The sequence below is a fragment of the Helicobacter cinaedi CCUG 18818 = ATCC BAA-847 genome, assembly GCF_000155475.1.
GTDB lineage: Bacteria > Campylobacterota > Campylobacteria > Campylobacterales > Helicobacteraceae > Helicobacter_C > Helicobacter_C cinaedi.
Window position 1 is genome coordinate 76834 of sequence record NZ_DS990393.1, and the last position, 19770, is coordinate 96603.

The following is a 19770-nucleotide window of genomic DNA, read 5'->3' on the forward strand; positions in this document are numbered from 1 at the left end:
CGCATAATTATAGCTTACGCATACGCCATCGCACTGATATGATCAGCAATTTTTTCAAAATATTTTGACAGCATAAGAATCTCAAGCCACCAATGTGCGTTGAGATATGAATCTTGTAGCTTTTGGGCGATCTGCTCTTTCATCTGTCTAAAACAAGAATCCATAAGATTTTCAATCTCTTCTACGCGTTGAATATTAGAATCCTTAAACGCATCAAACATCTCAAAAAGTAAATTTGCCATTTTTTCTAGCAAGTCAAGCATACATTCCTTTGGCATTTGAGCGATAATCTTAGCACTATTGAGTGAAATCTCACCCATACGCCGCAAATCGTGAATCTGCTTAATAGTCCGTGTGATAAACTCCAAATCCTGTGCTACGGGCTGTTGCTTTAAAATCAACATTTCACAGGAGTGAAAAATATCCTTCTCCAGCGTGTTTAATCGCTCCACAATAAGCTCCATTTCTTCTAAACTTTTTGTGCTTTGAAAATCCGCTCCATAATGCAGTGCATCGCAGGAGAGAGTAAGCATTGTATTAAATTGTGCTTCTAAGTCATTCAGCTGTGCTAGGTAAATATCTCGCATTATCCAAACCTCCCTGTAATATAATCTTGAGTTTTCTGCTCTTTTGGTGAGCTAAAAATCTTATCCGTGGTGTCAAACTCTACAATCTCGCCCATAAGGAAAAACGCCGTCTTGTCAGATATACGCGTGGCTTGTTGCATATTGTGCGTAACGATAATAATGGTGTATTTTGTTTTTAACTCATTGATGAGATCTTCAATCTTAAGCGTAGAGATAGGGTCTAATGCTGAAGTTGGCTCGTCCATCAAAATCACTTCAGGCTGCACGGCTAATGCCCTAGCGATACATAGTCTTTGCTGTTGTCCGCCACTTAGCCCAAGGGCTGATTTATGAAGCCTATCTTTGAGCTCTTCCCAAATATTTGCCCCCCTTAAGCAAGATTCTATAATCTCATCAAGTTCAGCCTTTTTCTTAATGCCGTGTGTGCGTGGTCCAAAAGCGATATTATCATAAATACTCATAGGAAATGGATTTGGCTTTTGAAACACCATACCCACGCGTTTTCTTAACGCATTCACATCGCAGTTTTGATAAATATCCTGCCCATCAAGCAAAATCTTACCTGTAATCTTACAGCTTGGCACAAGGTCATTCATACGATTAAGGCTTTTTAGGAGTGTAGATTTACCACAACCGCTAGGTCCTATAAACGCACTCACTTCATTACGCAACAAAGTGAGATTAATATTTTTCAACGCGTGAAAATCCCCATAATGCAGATTCATATTGCTAATATCAAAAGTTACATTATTCATTTGTGTTCCTTATTTGAGTTTATTAGGATCAAAAAATCGTGCCAACATATTAGAGATAAAATTTATCCCTATGACGATGACAAGCAAAATGACAGCCGTGGCGTAGGCTTGCTCCATATACTGCCCTTCACTTAAAAGTGCATACATATGCACACTTAGCGTCCGCCCAGAATCTCCAATATCCGCTACCTGTGCCACCGTCCCCGCTGTGTAAAGCAAAGCCGCACTCTCCCCAACAATACGCCCAACGCTTAAAATCACTCCAGCTAGAATCCCGCTTATCGCACAAGGCAAGATAATCACAAAGATTGTCCTAAGCCTCCCAGCCCCAAGCCCAAAAGATGCTTCCTTATACAAAATCGGCACTGCTTTTATCGCCTCTTGTGTATTTCGCAAAATAAGCGGCAATACCATAATAGCAAGTGTCAAAGCCCCAGCCAAAAAACTAAAGCCAAAGCCAAAACAAATAACAAACGCCAAATAGCCAAATAGCCCATACACAATGCTTGGAATCCCAGTGAGTGTTTCAGCTGCTACAACGATAAGTCTTACGGCACGAGATTGAGAGTTTGCATACTCTTCTAAGAAAATCGCTCCAAAAATCGCTACGGGTGTAGCAATAAAAAGGGAGAGCAAAACCATAGTGATTGTATTGATAATTGCTGGCATCATTGAGACATTTTCACTTGTGTAGGTAAGCTCAAATAATTTTGGACTAAGGTAACCCACACCATTATATAAAATGTAGCCAATGATAAAGGCAAATGTCGCCACACTCGCAAATATCGCTAAACGCACGATGATATAAAAAAAGAGTGAAAGCCCATCTTTCTGCCTTAGCTCCTGCCATACCTTGCTTAGAGGTGAAAAAATACTTTTTGGTTGTGTCAAACTGCTTTGCCGTGTTTGATTCAGTGCTATTTCACTCATTAGTGTTTCTCCCTTTTTAATACGCTAAAACACAGATTGATAAGCAGGATAAATACAAATAACACCACGCTTGAAGCGATTAATGCCTCTCTATGTAAATCCGCAGAATACCCAAGCTCAAGCACAATATTAGTCGTTAGCGTTCTCACGCCATCGCTTATAGATTCAGGGAATATGGGCTGATTCCCAGCGATGACGATAACCGCCATTGCCTCTCCAATAGCTCTTCCCACACCTAAAATAATACTTGCAAGCACCCCACTTTGAGCCGCCTTTAGCATAACAAAAAACACGACCCTTTCCTTACTCGCTCCAAGGGCTAAGCCCCCTTCTAAATAAGTCTCACTTACAGCCTCAAGACTTGTTTTTGACACAAGCACAATTGTTGGCAAAATCATAATGCCTAGCAAAAGCGAAGCGGCAAGTAGCCCTTTGCCGCTTGTGCCAAGAATATGTGCCAAAAAAGGCACAATCACTATAAGTCCAAAAAATCCATACACAATACTTGGAATCCCAGCTAAAAGCTCCACCGCAGGAGTGATAGCAATTTTAACTTTCTTACTTGCAAAAAAGGCAAGATAAATGGCTGATAGCACCCCACAAGGCACACCAAAGGCAATGGCAAGTGCGGTTACATAAAGGCTGCCTATAATCATAGGAGCAAGACCAAAAATCTCCGCATTTGGCTCCCACAAATCCCCAAAGATAAAATCCACAAAACCAATCTCGGCGATTGTAGGAATGGCATTAGCAAACAAAAAGATACAAATCATACCAACAGCCAACACACAGCCAAACGCACAAAGGGCAAAAAGCCCTTGCATTGATCTCTCCATAAACACAGACTTAAAACTTGCTGCTTGAATCTTTTCCATTTTATTCCTTATTGCATTTTAGATTCTATATAGATTCTAAAATGCTTTTTTAGTGTTGGCATCATAAAAATATTTTGTAAAATCACGCAAATTCAAATGTAAAGAAAATGTAAAATCAAAAAATCACTTAAAATGAAAAGTTTGAAAATAGCCTAAAATATGTGAGTTTAACCCTTTGGAGTTTTGTAAAGTCTCTAAAGGGTTGGGAGAAAAAGTGTGAATCTTACTTTCAATCAAGCAAGATTCTAAAGAAGTTAGGGGAAGTTATTTTACTTCGCTCCATTTTGTTGTTTTACCTTCAAAAATGGCTTTTACTTGCTCTGGTTTAAGAGAGCTAAGAGCATTTTTTGGATTGACAATCACCGCAAGTCCGTCAATAGCAAGAACTTTAGCTTTTAAGCCTTTGCTTAGCTCACTCTCTTTAAGCTCTCGGCTTACCATACCAATATCTGCAATACCTTCAACCGTAGCATTCACACCTGTTGTTGAATCTGATTGTTGAATCTCAATTTTAGCTTTTTTGTTTTGTTTCAAATAGGCTTCTTTGAGTTTCTCCATAAGTGGTGTTACAGAGCTTGATCCAGCAATAACAATCTTGCCTTCAGGATTCTTAGGCTTAAAGCTTTTTGCATCAGTTGGGATATATCCTGCTTTTGTAACGATATCTTGTGCCTCTTTAGAAGTCGCAAAGCCTAAAAAATCATCAGCTAACGCATTATCTTTAAGTGTAACAACATTGAAAGGGCGAGAAACAGGGTATTTCTTACTCTTTACATTTGCTGCATTTGCTTCAACACCATTAATTTGAACTGCTTTCACAGATTTGTTAAGTGAGCCAAGTGAAACATATCCAATGGCATTTTCATCTTTTGAAACCGTTGTTAGCATAACGGCTGTTGAGTTTGTAATCTCTGCTTTTTTAGAGATCGCATCTACCTTTTTATCTTTCACCTTATTAAATACTTCAAAAAGCTCAACAAAAGCACCCCTTGTGCCAGAGCCATCTTCGCGTGAAATAGGATGAATATTATCATCAGCACTTACAGAGCTAACGCCCATACCAAGACCAGCTAAAGCAACAAAGCCCAAAGCCAAAAATTTATTTGTTAGTGTAGTTTTCATAGTTTTCCTTTATGGAATGATTTCTGTCAAAGGTTTTGACACTGGCAGTGTAAAAAATCTATGTAAAAAATAGCATTTTACAAAGTAAAAAAAATGTAAAGAAACGCAAACAGCCCAAATAAGCCTTTTTATATGTTTTTATGAAAGTTTTTATAGATTCTATGCTACATTGCATAAGAATTTACAATAGAATCTACACAAGGAGAGAGCAATGCGACTAAGCGACACGCAGAAAAAAGAGATTTTACAAAAAGCAAAGGTGATTGTTATTGTTGGGCTAAGCCCAGATTCAAGTAAGCCTAGCTACCAAGTGGGCGAGTTTTTGCTTCAAAAGGGTTATGATATTGTGCCAATCTACCCAAAAGGCGGAGAAATTCTAGGCAGAAAGGCTTATCCCACATTGCAAAAGGCTTTTGAAGCCCTAGCAGAAAAAGGCGTGAAATGCGATATTATTAATGTGTTTAGAAAAAGCGAAGCTTTGGGCGAAGTAATGCGTGAAATCTTAACCCTGCAAAATCTTAGCTCATTTGATTTAAATCATCTTTGCGTGTGGGTGCAGCTAGGACTTTACAACACAGAATCTGCTAACCTTGCTAGAGAACACCACATCGCCTATGAAGAAGATAGCTGCATTAAGCTAGAGTATCTTAGGATTATAGAATCTTAAATTGTGTGTGGTTTTTGTGCTTTTACCTGATAAGATTCTATAAAATTATCAGCTTTTAAAGATTTTCCTAAAGCTTTATCTCAAAGGGGCAAAACGCGGTGAAACAACAGAGATTTGCTAAGGTTTTTATTTGGCTTTTTCATCTCACTTATTTGCGTGAGACAAGGCTTATTGCGTGGCGTGATATTTTCCCGCAAGATTCTAACTCTATGCCACAAGATTCTAGACTAAGATTGCAAGATTCTAATCCCACACATTGCCAAACTACGCAGAATCCACAAAGCCCACAAACTTCACAGATTCTAAAAGCCCCAAAAATCTTGCCCTATACAAAAGCTATAAGGCTAGATTCCACACATCGTTATCTTGCTTTGCTTTCTCATCGCAATGGTGCGCTTGATGGGTGGGTATATGGGCGATTTATCCCGCGATTTGTTTTTATGATGGCAAAGCAGCTGCATAAAATTTGGTGGCTTAGAGTGATTTTCCCGGGCATTGCCATAACACGGCAAAAAGATGACCCACTGCATTATAAAAAGGCTAATCTCAATGCACTAAAAACCTGCGTTCAAGCCCTGCAAGATAGGCAGATTCTCTGCATTTTCCCCGAAGGCACAAGCTCACTAGGACATAAGCACCTGCCCTTTGAGCAAGGGGCTGCAAGACTAGCGATGATGAGCCAAAAAGCTTCCCAAAAAGTCCATTTAGAAGTTGCATCGCTCCACTCTCCCCTTTATATTCTGCCTATGAGTGTTTTTTATGATGATCCTACATTACTTGGTGGCAGGGCGTTTGTAGTATATAATGAGCCTTTTATCTGTCCGCAGGATATGGATACAGAACATCTCCACGCACTTTTTAGCCAAAAGTTAGAGCAGATTTTACTTGAATATGACAGCCAAGAATCTCAAGAAACAGCACATTTTCTAGCAAGTTTCCTAAGCTCAAATACGCCCTTTACAGACTATTATGGCAATCTCATTTGGTTTCATTCCCTACAACAAGCCCAAGATTCACAGCTTTCAAAGCTTATACATCTCACTCAAACCTACCGCAAAACGCCCCTGCCTACACTTTATAAAAACGCTCCCATCTATCCACAAAACTTTTTGCTTAGCCTATGGACTTTTAGCATTTGTCTGCCTATTGTAGCCTTTAGCTTTTTACTGAATCTCCCACCCCTGCTTTGTGGGAATCTTGTGGCAAAACTTTTTGCAAAAGAGAAACACACCATAAGCTTATGGAAAGCCATAGTAGGCTATGGCGTGGGCTTTTTGTGGTGGGGTAGTATATGTATTATAAGTGGAATCTGCGGGGCTTTTGGCGTGTTTGATAAGCTCCTTGATAAGCTCCTTGCCACCTTGCATATAGGATTTTTTGCAGGGCTAGATTCTGCTTTTTTAGATTCTATACTCGGCTGTGGGCTTGGAATCTTGCTTAGTCTTATAGCCTACTCTTTTGGGATATGGGGGCTTAAACTCTATGGGGCGTTTAAAAAGCACAGCATTGCCCTTTATAATGCTATGTTTCATCGCAAAAAATTCACAATGTTTAAGCAGTTTAAAACAAAACTTTTAGAGATGTTAGCCTAATGCCCTTTGTCAATACGCCCTATCATATTAAAGAGCCTATTTTAGCGTTTTTGTGGCTTATGCGTGAGCGTGGATACACCCAAGCCAACGCCCAAAAAGCCCTTGATAAACACCGCTTAACACAAGATAATCGCCCCATAAGCAAAGCGGAAAAGATTTATGGGAATGTTATGCTAAGTGAGTTTGTGCCAAGCTCCATTCCGCACCTAGCGGATATTGAGCCACTTTTTTATAATGATGATTTTGCCATCTATGACAAACCGCATAACCTTTTAACCCACCCCAAAGGACGCTTTTTTCACTATTCACTGAACGACATTCTTAAATCCCGCTTTGGCATACAGGCAAATGCCCTGCACCGCCTTGATAAGCAAACTGGTGGGCTTGTGCTATGCTCCATTAACCCAAAAAGCAAGAAAGCCCTAGAATCGCTTATGCAAAGTCGTAGCATTGCTAAAAGCTATTGTGCGATTGTGGAAGGCAGAGTAAAAGCGGAGATTCTTATCAATGAGCCGATAATGACACAAAAGCATAAGGGGGATTTAGCTATTAAAAGTATCGTGAGTGAAAAAGGCAAAGAAAGTCGCACGCTTATCCGCCCACTAGCTTACTATAAAGATTCTACACTTATCCACGCCCTAGCCCTTACAGGCAGGACACATCAAATCCGTCTGCACTGCTCCTACATAGGACATAGAATCTTAGGCGACCCACTCTATGGCGTGAGTGAAGATAAAAGCAGATTCTACCTTGAAGCACCAAATCTTAGCCCAAAAGAGCATAAAGCCCTTTTTGATGCTCCTTTTTTATGTCTTAATGCCTATGCTCTGCGTTTTAGCTTTCAAGGGAGTGATTATCATTTTAAGAGCAATGCTCCATTTAGCTTTATGCCACATTTTCAGGGCTTTTTCCAAAGTCATACTTTCTTGTAGCCTTGCTTTTTTTCATTCAAACCTTGCCGCTGTTTTTTTGTTGTATAATACAAGCTCTATTCTCAAAATAACCCCAACATTTAGGAGCTTTGTATGTTAGGTAGAATCTCCCACATTGTGCTTGTTTTTGCTATCAGTTTTTTTGCTCTTTTTAGCCTAGCGTGTTCGGATAATAAATCAGTCAGCTCTTATTCCCAAGAGATAAGCACTAATGATTCTATAACAATCACTTTTAATGAGCCTATTATAGAAGAAAATGCCACACTTGAAAATGGCACACAAGCCTTGAAGGCGGTGCTACCAAGCACTGAAGGAGATAAAAAGATTTTTCTTAATGGTGAATCTATTGTTGCACAATATAGCTATCTTTCCCCTTATGAGCTGACAATAGTTTTTCCACAAGAGGCTTTAAAGCCAAATACCAAATATAAACTTGAACTTAAACTTGATAAGCTTGAAAGCTCCAGCCTTAAAGATACGCTCAATCTTTTGTTTCACACATTGCCTACACAGATTCACACTTCACAATTTACCCCAAGCTTCATAAACGACACAATCTTTAACTTTAATGTCAATGTGAGCTTTTCCCAGCCCATTGTCATTACACCGCTTAGTGTAGCAAGTGAAGTAAAAGACTTTGATACATTACGCAAAGCCATATCGCTAAAAGATGAGGACGGCAAGGAGCTAGAATTTAGCGTAGGTTTTAATACTTATGATAGCTCTTTGCTTGTCCAATCTCAAAATCTCACCCTTACAGATAAGCCCACACGCTACATACTGACATTAAAGGCGGATTATTTTGGATTGCAAAAAGATGAGATTTTGCGATATGAACGCGTGAGTGAAGGCTTAGAGATTGTAGATATACAGGCTATTTCAAGTGAAAAGCCCCATATTCAGGTGCATTTTTCACAGCCCCTAGCGGATAATAAAGACATACAAGATTTTATCTCCTTAAGCCCAAGTCTTAAGACAAGCACCATTTTGCAGGGCAATATCCTGCAAATCTATGCCCCATTTAATATCACACAAAGCTACACTTTGAAAATAAAAGAAGGCATTGCTGCGGTGGATAAATCGCGTTTAAAAGATTCTAAAGAAGAGCAGATTGTTTTTAATCAAATCCCCCCTTCTATTGTGTTTTCACAACAAGGTGTCTTTCTCCCAAGTCAAGCGGAGAAAAAAATCGCCTTTAAAAGTATGAATGTCAAAAAAGTCAAACTCAAAATAAGCAAAATTTATCCAAATAACATCACAGCCTATCTGCACAAGCAAAATCTCATCGGCAACACAAAATATGCAGACAGCACGGACTACGACTATTGGGTGGATTGTGAAGATTATGGAATCTATGCGGATTTTGAAAGGCTTGGCGATGTGGTGCTTGAAAAAGACTTCACACTAGATATGCAGAAAAATCAGTGGATTCAAACACAGCTTGATTTTTCTAGTCTCAAAGCAAGTGAAGGCATTTTTATCCTTGAGTTAAGTTTTGATAAAGATGGGGTGGATTATGACTTCCCACAAGATACTGCCGATTGGAGAAAGGAGCAGTTTTTTAATAAATTTGGCAAGATTCAAAAGCATCTCATTTTTTCAAATATTGCTCTCTTAGCACAGCAGATTGATAACAAACTTGAAGTCCTAGCCCTTGATATTGCGAGCAATAAGCCCCTGCCACAAGTGCAAATCAATGCGATTAATCCAAAAAATCAAGTCATTGCTAAATCTACAAGCAACGCTCAAGGCTTAAGCACATTTGAAAATGCTAATAAGATTATGTATCTTAACGCTACACAAGGCAAAGACACAACTATTTTGCGACTTAATTCGCCTTTAAGCTTGGAGGGCTTTGACACGCAAGGATTAGAATCTACAAGCAATGTCAATGCGTATATTTATACCGATAGAGGCGTATATCGTCCCGGCGATACCGCTCATATTAATATTATCGCTCGTGCTAATAACAAAAGCATAACTCACCCTATCAGCATATCTATCACTTCTCCGCAAGGCAAGGTTGTGCTTGAAGACTTTATGCTAAAAGAGCAGCTTTTTGGGCTGTATCATTATGATTTTAAAAGTGAAAAATCCGCACAGACGGGAATCTGGAGAGTGAAAGTCAAAGTTGGCGATGCGGAGTTTTGGCATAATCTCTCAATAGAAAGTATCGTGCCAGATCGCATAAAAGCAGAGATTCTAAGCCCTGATACACTTTCACTTCAAAGCTTAGAAAAAAACAACAAAACACTTCCTTATGACATCAACGCACATTATCTTTTTGGCACCCCTGCGGCGGATTTAAAGTTTGAAAGCAATCTTTATGTGCAGGGAGTGAATTTTTACGCTAAGGCATATCCAAACTACACTTTTAGCCACCCTTCATCTTTACAATACAGCTTTAATGACAAGCAGACAGGCACATTAGATGAAAAGGGCTTTACATCTAATGCCTTTAGCCTAGATAACCTAGAAGATATAAATAAGAATCTCCGCGTCCTTATCCACACAAAAGTCTTTGAAAATGGCGGTCGTTATGTCAATGCAAGAAAAGCCATTAACATTGCCTTGTATGATAGCTTTGTAGGGATAAAAACGCCTACACGATATGTGAATGCTGGAGATGAGATTGACCTACCTGTTATTGTTCTATCAAATGATACGCAAAAGCCCCTGCCAAATCGCAAACTCACTTATAGAATCTATCACAATAGCTACTCGTGGTGGTGGGATTATGATAGTTATAATGAATTTTCACGCTCTTTTAAAAAAGATAGAAACACTAAGCTTATTAAACAAGGCTCACTCACTTCGGGCGACAAGCCTACTTTACTGCGTTTTAACCCACATCAAAATGGAGAGCTTTTCATAGAAGTGGAAGATGAGAGCAATCATCAAAAAAGTGCGGTGTTTATGTATGCGAGTGAAAGCGGAGAGCCAACAGACGCACCAAAGCTCACTCAACTTCAAGTTAAAAGCGATAAACAAAGCTACTCTGCTAATGAAAAGGCAAAAATCAGCTTTGAAAGCCCTAAAGATTCTAAAGCCCTTGTGAGTGTTGTGGGGGGCAATAAGATTTTACAGAGATTTTGGCTTGACACGCAAGAGAGGCAGACAAGCTTTGAGTTAGCACTCAAAGAGAGCTTTGCTCCAAATGTGTATGTCGCCATTGCACTATTACAAAATTACACAACACTTGATAACGATCGCTCACAGCGACTTTATGGCGTTTTGCCCATTATGGTGGAAAATCCAGAATCTAAGCTTAGCTTAGAGATACAAGCCCCTGATTCCATTCGTCCAAATACAGATTTTAAAGTCAAACTTTCAAACACACAAAAGCAAAAGAGTGCCTACACACTTGCCATTGTTGATGAAGGATTACTTAATCTCACGGATTTTATCTCGCCAAATCCGTGGGCGTATTTCTATCAAAAAATGGCATTTATGCTTTCAGTCTTTGATAATTATGATCTTATCATCGGCAGAGACATTGGCAAAATGCACCAGATTCTAAAAGTTGGTGGCGACGAGTTAGCCACCTCATCAAATCGCAAGGATTTAAACCAAGCAGAGAGATTTAAGCCTGTGGTATTCTACTCTAAACCTGTGATGAGTGATGAAAATGGCAATGCAGAGTTTAGCTACACAATGCCCACATATATGGGAAGTGTGCGTATTATGGCGGTGGGTGTAAATGAAAAAGCCTATGGCTCTAAATCCCAAAATATGAAAATAACCGCTCCTGTGGTCCTGCTCCCAACCCTGCCGCGTTCTTTAAAAATTGGCGATAGCTTTGAGCTTGCTATTGAGGTTTTGCCCACACAAGAAAATGTCGGCAAAACAACGCTAAAGCTTAAGAGTGGGGAAAAAATCAAGCTTGAAAAAACTAGCCTTACTTTAGACTTGAAAGATAAAAAATCTCAAATCGTAAAAATCAATGCAAAAGTGAGTGAAGAGAGCATAGGGCAGGATTTTATAGAGATTAGCCTAGCAAATGGGGATTTTACAATGAGTGATGTAACACATATTGATGTATTACCAAATAATCCCTACACGACTATCAGTCAAAAACACACGCTTGAATCTAAAAAAACACTAAGCCTAGAAAATCCCAAAAATTATGTCAAAGATTCAGAATCTAGCTATATTGTGGTCAGTCAAAAGCCCATTATGAGTATAGATCATCGCTTAAAATGGCTTATCCGCTATCCTTATGGCTGTATTGAGCAAACTACTTCAAGCGTTATGCCCCAACTCTTTTTAAGCACATTAAGCAACGCAGACTTTATAGATAAGCCAAGCATTGTCAAAAATATCAATGCTGGAATCGCACGCATTAGCACATTCCAAACAAGCGATGGAGGCTTTGCATATTGGCAGGGTGAATCTCAATCAAATTTTTGGGGCAGTGCGTATGCAGGGCATTTCTTGCTTTTAGCTAAGAAGCAGGGCTATTATGTGCCTGAAAGTGTGCTAAAAAAATGGATAAGTTACGCGACTTATGACGCTCAAGGCAACGGTAGCGTGTATTTGCTCTACTTGCTCTCCCTTGCTGGTAAGCCACAAATTGGACTGCTTAATAACATATATGAGCATCATCTTTCAAAGCTTGAAGTGAGTGATAAATGGCTGCTCGCTGCGGCTTATAGCCTTGCAGGAATGGACGAAATTGCCAAAAAAATTACAAAAGATTTACCCACAAAGGCAACAAAACGCAATAACTCATATTATGATTTTAGCTATGGTTCAACCTTGCGTGATGATGCGATGATTTTAAATGCGTTTAGTGAGATTTACAAAGCTCCACACAAAGAGCTTTTATCCCATATCTTAGGGCAGCTTGAAAGCGATAAATGGTATAGCACTCAAACGCTTGGCTACTCACTCCTTGCCATTGCTAACACCATTCCACAAGAGCAAACAGAGGTAAAAAACTTTAGCTTTAAATTTGATGGTAAGAGCTATGAGAGTGCAGATTCTATAAAACTGCCTTTTGATAGCCAAAAAGCGAAGTTTAGCTCTACAAGTGATTTTCCACTTTATATTAATCATATACGGGATGGAATCTTGCTTGAAAAAGACATTGCCGCAAGGGCGGAAAAAATCGCCCTTGAAAGGGAATTTTTAGATGAAAATGGCAAGCCACTTGATGTCAGCACTCTAGATTCAGCAAAAAGCTTTTATCTCGTGCTAAGGCTTAAAAATGCCGATGAGAACACACCTGTGAGTGTGAGAAATGTAGCTATTACGCAGAATCTCCCAAGCGGCTGGGAGATTGAAAACATAAGGCTAAATGATGATAATCTGCCTGATTTTGTCCGTAATGATAGTATCACTTACACGGACATTCGCGATGATAAGATAATGTGGTTTTTAGATTTTAATAGCCAATCTCGCAAGATGTTTGTAAAGATTAACACCATTACACCCGGAAACTACCTTCTGCCTCCTGCTACTGCGGAAGCAATGTATGATAATAGCTTTAGGGCAAATACGACTGCTATGCCTGTTATAGTGAAGTAATGTGGTAAAGTAGCTTGTAAGTCGTGAAAAAAATAGGGGCTACTTTTAAGCAAGGGCTATTGCTTTGTTTGCTTTGCCTTGTGCTTTTTTGTCTGTATGGGCTAGGTGTGTATGTGCAGTTTTTACACACCTTGCCAAAGGCTGATCTTTTTGAATCTGCTTATAGCAAAAGTGTGCTTGATAGGCAGGGCAGAATCTTAAGCGTTTTTTTAAATCAAGCAGAGCAGTGGCATCTCAAATCCCCAACACCCATTCCAAATAAACTAAAAATTGCCGTGCTGACTTATGAGGACAAGCGATTTAATAAGCATTTTGGCGTTGATATTTTAGCCCTTTTAAGAAGTGTGAAAAATAACTTCACTCAAACAAAACGCACTGGCGGTAGCACCATAAGTATGCAGGTAGTCAAGCTCTATCTCAAGCCCAAGCGGACATATAGCAACAAAATCAATGAAATATTTCAAGCCCTAGCCCTTGAAACTGCCTATAACAAAGATGAGATTCTAGCAATGTATCTTAATAACGCCCCTTATGGTGGCAATGTCATCGGCTATCACTCCGCATCATTATTATATTTTGGTAAAAATTCTACACAGCTCACTTGGGCTGAATCTGCCCTCCTTGCTATTTTGCCAAATGCACCCGGATTATTAAATCTTAACAAAAATCCGCAGATTCTAAAAAATAAACGCGATTTACTTTTGCATAAGCTCCATACGCTTGGCTATTTTGATGAGACAATCCTTGAGCTTTCCCTGAAAGAGCCAATACCGCAAGGCAAAAAGCCTATTCAAAATCTAGCCCCACACCTAAGCCTAAAACTTATCCAACAAAGCACACAAGGCAATATTACAAGCACAATTGATAAGCAGATTCAAGCAAAATTAGAATCTAAAATCAAAGCCTATCACAAAAAGCTTCTTTCACTTGGGATTTTAAATCTCTCCGCCCTTGTTGTGGATACCAAAAGTGGCGAGATTCTAAGCTATATCGGTTCGCAGGATTTTTTGGACATAGAGAATTTTGGACAGATTGATGGCGTGGTTGCCCTGCGTTCGCCCGGCTCCTTACTCAAGCCATTTCTATACGCACTTAGCATTGATTCTGGGCTTATTGCTCCACAAAGTTTGCTTGTTGATGTGCCGATGTTTTTTTCTAACTTCAAGCCCCAAAATGCTAATAAAACTTTTCAAGGGTTAATCACCGCTGAATCTGCCCTGCAAAAATCGCTCAATGTCCCTTTTGTGAGACTTTTACAAAACTATGGGTATGAGAAGTTTTTCTTTTCCTTGCAAGATATGGCAGGGCTTAAGCCTAGCAATGCTTCGCGATATGGGCTTTCTCTCATACTTGGCTCAAAGGAGATGAGTATGCTTCAAATCGCAAGATTGTATAGAGGGCTAGGGAATTATGGCTCTTTTGGCGATTTATACGCGACATTACCTTATGAGAAAAAGCAAGAAAAGTCCTATATTACGCAAGGCAGTGCCTATCTCACATTGCATTCGCTCAAAGAGCTAAAACGCGAGGGGGAGCTAGACTATCACAAAGAAAAAATGGCTTTTTCGTGGAAAAGTGGCACAAGCTATGGGAGAAAAGACGCGTGGGCAGCTGGGTGTAGCCCACAATATACCATTGTTGTTTGGGCGGGGAACTTTACAGGCAAACCAAATCCTAATATTTTTGGTGTCAAAACCGCAGGAACTTTGCTTTTTGAGCTTTTAGAAGAACTTCCACATAATAATGTCAATTTCACTCTGCCAACTTCCAAGCTCACCTACATTGAAGCAGATAAATTCAGTGGATATAGGCTAACTGAAGATATGAAGGCACTTTTACCCGATAATGCCACAAAAGACGCTACGCAAAGCATTCTCTTTCCGCTAGATTCTAGAATCTTACGCACCTCGCCTTTTTATAAAAAAGTCTTTATGTATGATGGCAAAGAGCTAGATTCACAAGATGAGAACTTTATTTACGCCACGCCACAGCTCACGCTCAATCTCCCGCTTAATGTGCTAACTTATTACAAACTTCAAAATGTCAATGTTGAAAAGCACCTTACCAAGCAGGAAAAAACGCTTAAAATCATCTATCCCACGCAGAATCTTAAGATTATCCAACCTAAAGATTTTAGCGGACAGCAGGAGCTGATTATCCGCATTGCTAATCTTAAAAATCAAAATATCTCGTGGTATTTGGATAAAAATCTAATCCATAGCTCAAACTCTGCCACACTCAAAATTTTTCTTCCTAAAGGCACTCATTATTTAAGCATTGTAGGCAAAGATGGGGATATTGACAGCGTGAGATTCAGTGTAGAAAACTAAGGCATTAGCAAAAATAGGCTAAGATTTTGTCTTGTCAAAAAAACATAAGGAGAAAAAATGACATTTAGTGGAAGTAATGTGCTGATTACAGGAGCAAGCAAAGGCATTGGCGCACAGATTGCCAAAACTTTAGCAGGATATGGGCTAAAAGTGTGGATAAACTACCGCTCAAAGCCTGAACTTGCCGATAATCTAAAAAATGAAATAGAATCTAGCGGTGGCAAGGCGGCGGTGATTAAGTTTGATGCGAGTGTTGAAGAAGAGTTTGTCGCTGGGCTAAAGGCGATTACTGAAAGTGATGGGGCTTTAAGCTATCTAGTCAATAATGCAGGGATTACAAATGATAAACTTGCCTTGCGTATGAGTGTGGGCGATTTTGATAGCGTGATTGAAGCTAATCTCAAATCCTGCTTTATCGGTTGTAGGGAAGCATTAAAAATTATGGGCAAACAACGATTTGGAAGTGTGGTAAATATCGCCTCTATTATCGGTGAGCGTGGCAATATGGGGCAGACAAACTATGCAGCAAGTAAGGGCGGTATGATTGCTATGAGCAAATCTTTTGCCTATGAGGGTGCTCCTCGCAATATCCGCTTTAACTGCGTTACGCCCGGATTCATTAAAAGCGATATGACAGATGAGCTAAAGCCTGAAGCCGTAGAATCTTATCTCAAAAATATTCCTTTGGCGCGTTTTGGGGAAGCAAATGATGTGGCTGAAGCAGTGGCATTTTTGCTTTCAAATGCTTCATCATATATCACAGGAGAAGTGCTAAAAGTCAATGGTGGGCTTTATATGTAAGGGCACTTGCCATTTAACAAATCTTTGCTATAATGCGAAGTTTAAGTTTAAAACTAAGGAGAAAAAATGAGTACATTTGAAGATGTAAAGGCAGTCGTAGTAGAGCAACTTAGCGTTAATGCTGATGAGGTAAAGCCAGAATCTCGCTTTATTGAAGATTTGAATGCGGATTCTCTTGATGTTGTAGAGCTTGTCATGGCTTTAGAAGAGAAGTTTTCTATTGAAATCCCTGATGAAGATGCAGAAAAAATTAAAACCGTAAATGATGTTGTAGCTTATATTGACGCAAATAAATAACATCACTTCACCTAAACCTATGCTTATAATGTTGTAAAAAAGTGCTTAGAATCTTGTAGGCACTGCATTCTAATGCATGGGCAGATTCTAAATTGAATTAAAATTTTAGTTATAAAGGAATGGTATGCGACGCGTAGTAGTAACCGGTTTGGGAATGATTAACTCATTAGGCTTAAACAAAAGCGACTCTTTTAAGGCTATTGTAGAAGGAAAATGTGGAATTAAAAGAATTTCTTGCTTTGATGTAGAAAATTTTCCTGTAAAAATTGCTGGTGAAATTGTGGATTTCAACCCTGAAGAAGTCCTTGATCCTCGCGAAGTTAAAAAGGCAGACCGCTTTATCCAGCTTGGCTTAAAGGCAGCAAAAGAGGCAATGAATGAAAGTGGATTGCTTGAAAATGGTGTTATTAGCCCTGCTCTTGGAGAGCGATTTGGTGTGAGTTCGGCTGCTGGTATCGGCGGACTAGGGAATATTGAAAAAAACTCCATAGCTTGTGAGCAAAAGGGACCAAGACGCATTAATCCATTCTTTATCCCTTCAGCCCTTGTGAATATGCTTGGCGGATTTATATCCATTGAATATGCACTTAAAGGACCAAACCTTGCAAGTGTTACAGCCTGTGCGGCAGGCACTCACGCCATTATTGAGGCGGCAAAGACCATTATGTTAAATGGTGCTGATGCGATGCTTGTCATCGGCTCTGAATCTTCAATCTGTCCTGTGGGTATTGGCGGGTTTGCTGCGATGAAAGCTTTAAGTGATAGGAATGATGAGCCACTTAAAGCCTCACGCCCATTTGATAAAGAACGCAATGGCTTTGTTATGGGGGAAGGTGCTGGGGCATTGGTGCTAGAAGAGTATGAGAGTGCCAAAAAGCGTGGAGCTAAGATTTATGCCGAGCTTATCGGCTTTGGCGAAAGTGGCGATGCAAATCATATCACAACCCCAGCTCCCCAAGGCGAAGGGGCTTTGCGTGCGATGAAAGCCGCACTTAAAATGGCAAATACTTCAGTGGATTATATCAACGCACACGGCACAAGCACAGCCTACAATGACTTGTATGAAACTATGGCACTCAAAGTTGCATTTGGTGGCAAAGATTCTGTCCCACCGGTAAGCTCTACGAAGGGGCAGATTGGACATTGTTTAGGTGCGGCGGGTGCGATTGAAGCAGTTATTTCCATTATGGCTATGCAGGAAGGAATCTTGCCTCCGACAATCAATCAAGAATCTAAAGATCCCGAGTGCGACCTTGATTATATCCCAAACACTGCACGACAAGCAAAAGTCAATGCGGTTATGAGCAACTCATTTGGCTTTGGTGGCACAAATGGTGTTGTTATATTTGGCAGAATCTAGGGTAAAAAATGGCAACCTATCTTGATTTTGAGCAAAAGATTAAGAATCTTCAAGATGATATAGAATCTGCTGTTGTTCGTAGTGATAATGACGCAAGACTCATCCTTGAAAAAGAGCTTGAAAAAGAAGTATGCAGTGTATATTCAAATATAAGCGATTATCAAAAGCTCCAGCTTGCTCGCCACCCAGATCGCCCTTATGCTATGGACTATATTGAGCTGATTTGCAAAGACGCGTATGAAATTAGCGGGGATAGGCATTTTAAAGATGATAAGGCGATTGTGTGTTTTATTGGCAAGGTTGGTGAGCAAACCGCAATGATTATCGGTGAAGAAAAAGGAAGAGGCACAAAAAATAAACTCGCAAGGAATTTTGGTATGCCAAGCCCCGAAGGCTATCGCAAAGCCTTGCGTACCGCAAAACTTGCTGAAAAGTTTAATATCCCCATTTTAATGCTTGTAGATACACAAGGTGCGTATCCCGGACTTGGTGCTGAAGAGCGTGGGCAAAGTGAAGCCATAGCTAAGAATCTACAAGAATTTGCCAAGCTTAAAACCCCAACAATTGCCGTTGTGATTGGCGAGGGCGGAAGCGGTGGGGCATTAGCTATTGCTGTGGCTGATAAACTTGCGATGATGCAATATTCTGTCTTTAGTGTTATATCTCCAGAGGGCTGTGCGGCAATTTTGTGGAATGATCCTTCAAAAATAGAATCTGCGACAAAAGCACTTAAAATCACACCTATTGAGCTTAAAAAATGTGGGCTTATTGATGATGTGATAGATGAACCACTTATCGGCGCACATAGAGATAAAGAAAATGCAGCTAAGGCTATTGAATCTTACTTCCTTAAATCGCTTGAAGAACTCTCACAAGATGATAAATATCTCTCTAAGCGTTACAATAAGCTAATGAGCTATGGAGCTTTCACGCAAGAAACCACTACCCTTTAGCTTTGTGCTTATCTCTAGCTCTGCATAGATTCTAAGCTTGTGGGTGGGGTATCAAAAGCTTCTCTGTCTTTTGCTTAACTCCACGCTAGGCATTTTACCCCACATATTTACTTCCATTATATTTTTTGTGGCAAAATCGTTGCTTCCCTACATTACTTTAAAGGAGCAAAAAATGAAAAAATGGATTGTGGCATTCCTTGCTACTATATGCGTGATTTGGCTAAGTGCGTGTGGTGATGACAAAGCTCAAGCCCAAACTTCAAGAGGTGTAGAGCAAATCAAACAAAATGGCGTGTTACGCGTGGGCGTATTTGGTGATAAGCCACCTTTTGGCTTTATTGATGAAAATGGCAAAAATGCAGGATTTGACATTTATATCGCAAAAAGACTTGCTAAAGACTTGCTTGGCGATGAAAGTAAAATTGAGTTTATCCTAACTGAAGCGGCTTCACGCGTTGAGTTTTTACGCTCAAACAAAGTAGATATCATTATGGCAAACTTCACTCAAACTAAAGAGCGTGAAGAGGCGGTTGATTTTGCTAAGCCTTATATGAAAGTCTCTCTTGGTGTTGTCTCCCCAAATGGCGAGATTAAAAGCGTTGAAGACCTAAAGGGCAAAAAACTTATTGTCAATAAAGGCACGACTGCAGATGTGTATTTTAGTAAAAATCACCCGGATATTGAGTTATTAAAATATGAGCAAAACACTCAAGCTTTCCTTGCTTTGAAAGATAAAAGGGGCGATGCACTCGCACACGATAATACACTTGTCCTTGCGTGGGCTATGGAAAATCCGGGCTTTGGCGTTGGAATCCCAACACTTGGCGAAGAAGATGTCATTGCCCCTGCCGTGAAAAAGGGTAATGTTGAGCTTAAAACTTGGCTTGATGAGGAAATCACAAAACTCACAAGTGAAGGCTTTATCAAAGAAGCTTATGATAAGACACTTGCCCCCATTTTTGGAGAAGAAAAAGCAGATTCTGTGATTTTTTCTAACTAATCTCTTGGGCTATGGCTAAACTCCATAGCCCAAACAAAAT

At 39.8% G+C, this 19770-nt stretch carries 15 protein-coding genes; 10 read left to right on the plus strand and 5 right to left on the minus strand.

Translation table 11 applies throughout. The annotated features are described in order from the left end of the window. Positions 1-14 precede the first annotated feature (14 nt). From HCCG_RS08305 to HCCG_RS08325, 5 genes are all read right to left on the minus strand, one after another. Positions 15-587, minus strand: a complete 573-nt coding sequence (locus HCCG_RS08305; RefSeq protein ID WP_002957049.1) for a phosphate signaling complex PhoU family protein — start codon at positions 585-587, stop codon at positions 15-17. Beyond that, positions 587-1342, minus strand: coding sequence for a phosphate ABC transporter ATP-binding protein PstB (gene pstB, locus HCCG_RS08310; protein WP_002957050.1), 756 nt, complete (start codon positions 1340-1342; stop codon positions 587-589). Before pstB ends, HCCG_RS08305 begins: the two co-directional genes overlap by 1 nt. 9 nt (positions 1343-1351) lie before the next feature. Next, positions 1352-2272 (minus strand): phosphate ABC transporter permease PstA, encoded by a 921-nt coding sequence (pstA, locus tag HCCG_RS08315; RefSeq protein ID WP_015453293.1) that lies wholly within the window; start codon positions 2270-2272, stop codon positions 1352-1354. Next, entirely contained in the window at positions 2272-3147 is an 876-nt protein-coding gene (gene pstC, locus HCCG_RS08320) for a phosphate ABC transporter permease subunit PstC (protein ID WP_002957052.1), read from the minus strand. Before pstC ends, pstA begins: the two co-directional genes overlap by 1 nt. 264 nt (positions 3148-3411) lie before the next feature. Then, on the minus strand, positions 3412-4269 hold the full coding sequence (locus HCCG_RS08325; RefSeq protein WP_002957053.1) for a substrate-binding domain-containing protein: 858 nt from the start codon (positions 4267-4269) through the stop codon (positions 3412-3414). Between the two features lie 211 nt (positions 4270-4480). Here HCCG_RS08325 and HCCG_RS08330 point away from each other — a divergent pair, with 211 nt between their 5' ends. From HCCG_RS08330 to HCCG_RS08375, 10 genes are all read left to right on the plus strand, one after another. Then, entirely contained in the window at positions 4481-4936 is a 456-nt protein-coding gene (locus HCCG_RS08330; RefSeq protein WP_002957054.1) for a CoA-binding protein, read from the plus strand. Positions 4937-5034: 98 nt separating this feature from the next. Continuing rightward, on the plus strand, positions 5035-6528 hold the full coding sequence (locus tag HCCG_RS08335; RefSeq protein WP_002957055.1) for a 1-acyl-sn-glycerol-3-phosphate acyltransferase: 1494 nt from the start codon (positions 5035-5037) through the stop codon (positions 6526-6528). Further along, a complete protein-coding gene (locus tag HCCG_RS08340) occupies positions 6528-7460 on the plus strand; it encodes an RluA family pseudouridine synthase (RefSeq protein WP_002957056.1) in 933 nt (310 codons plus the stop codon). The genes HCCG_RS08335 and HCCG_RS08340 overlap by 1 nt, the downstream gene beginning before the upstream one ends. Before the next feature lie 93 nt (positions 7461-7553). Then, positions 7554-12989 carry an alpha-2-macroglobulin family protein gene (locus HCCG_RS08345; protein ID WP_015453292.1) on the plus strand — a complete coding sequence of 1812 codons (5436 nt, stop codon included), beginning with the start codon at positions 7554-7556 and terminating at the stop codon, positions 12987-12989. A 23-nt stretch (positions 12990-13012) separates the two neighbouring features. Continuing rightward, a complete protein-coding gene (pbpC, locus tag HCCG_RS08350; protein WP_015453291.1) occupies positions 13013-15319 on the plus strand; it encodes a penicillin-binding protein 1C in 2307 nt (768 codons plus the stop codon). A gap of 57 nt (positions 15320-15376) precedes the next feature. Next, positions 15377-16120, plus strand: coding sequence for a 3-oxoacyl-ACP reductase FabG (gene fabG / locus HCCG_RS08355; RefSeq protein ID WP_002957059.1), 744 nt, complete (start codon positions 15377-15379; stop codon positions 16118-16120). A 66-nt stretch (positions 16121-16186) separates the two neighbouring features. Further along, positions 16187-16417 (plus strand): acyl carrier protein, encoded by a 231-nt coding sequence (gene acpP / locus HCCG_RS08360; protein ID WP_002957060.1) that lies wholly within the window; start codon positions 16187-16189, stop codon positions 16415-16417. Between the two features lie 124 nt (positions 16418-16541). Further along, positions 16542-17777 (plus strand): beta-ketoacyl-ACP synthase II, encoded by a 1236-nt coding sequence (locus HCCG_RS08365; RefSeq protein ID WP_002957061.1) that lies wholly within the window; start codon positions 16542-16544, stop codon positions 17775-17777. An 8-nt stretch (positions 17778-17785) separates the two neighbouring features. Further along, a complete protein-coding gene (accA, locus tag HCCG_RS08370; protein WP_002957062.1) occupies positions 17786-18730 on the plus strand; it encodes an acetyl-CoA carboxylase carboxyl transferase subunit alpha in 945 nt (314 codons plus the stop codon). Positions 18731-18902: 172 nt separating this feature from the next. Next, the gene (locus HCCG_RS08375) at positions 18903-19730 is read left to right on the plus strand and encodes a cysteine ABC transporter substrate-binding protein (protein ID WP_014667516.1); all 828 of its coding nucleotides are present in this window, start codon (positions 18903-18905) and stop codon (positions 19728-19730) included. Positions 19731-19770 lie beyond the last annotated feature (40 nt).

Bases quoted from the DNA above. Each gene is read 5' to 3' on its own strand.
- HCCG_RS08305 (WP_002957049.1), bottom strand. From the start codon at position 587: ATGCGAGATATTTACCTAGCACAGCTGAATGACTTAGAAGCACAATTT.
- pstB (WP_002957050.1), bottom strand. From the start codon at position 1,342: ATGAATAATGTAACTTTTGATATTAGCAATATGAATCTGCATTATGGG.
- pstA (WP_015453293.1), bottom strand. From the start codon at position 2,272: ATGAGTGAAATAGCACTGAATCAAACACGGCAAAGCAGTTTGACACAA.
- pstC (WP_002957052.1), bottom strand. From the start codon at position 3,147: ATGGAAAAGATTCAAGCAGCAAGTTTTAAGTCTGTGTTTATGGAGAGA.
- HCCG_RS08325 (WP_002957053.1), bottom strand. From the start codon at position 4,269: ATGAAAACTACACTAACAAATAAATTTTTGGCTTTGGGCTTTGTTGCT.
- HCCG_RS08330 (WP_002957054.1), top strand. From the start codon at position 4,481: ATGCGACTAAGCGACACGCAGAAAAAAGAGATTTTACAAAAAGCAAAG.
- HCCG_RS08340 (WP_002957056.1), top strand. From the start codon at position 6,528: ATGCCCTTTGTCAATACGCCCTATCATATTAAAGAGCCTATTTTAGCG.
- HCCG_RS08345 (WP_015453292.1), top strand. From the start codon at position 7,554: ATGTTAGGTAGAATCTCCCACATTGTGCTTGTTTTTGCTATCAGTTTT.
- fabG (WP_002957059.1), top strand. From the start codon at position 15,377: ATGACATTTAGTGGAAGTAATGTGCTGATTACAGGAGCAAGCAAAGGC.
- acpP (WP_002957060.1), top strand. From the start codon at position 16,187: ATGAGTACATTTGAAGATGTAAAGGCAGTCGTAGTAGAGCAACTTAGC.
- HCCG_RS08365 (WP_002957061.1), top strand. From the start codon at position 16,542: ATGCGACGCGTAGTAGTAACCGGTTTGGGAATGATTAACTCATTAGGC.
- accA (WP_002957062.1), top strand. From the start codon at position 17,786: ATGGCAACCTATCTTGATTTTGAGCAAAAGATTAAGAATCTTCAAGAT.
- HCCG_RS08375 (WP_014667516.1), top strand. From the start codon at position 18,903: ATGAAAAAATGGATTGTGGCATTCCTTGCTACTATATGCGTGATTTGG.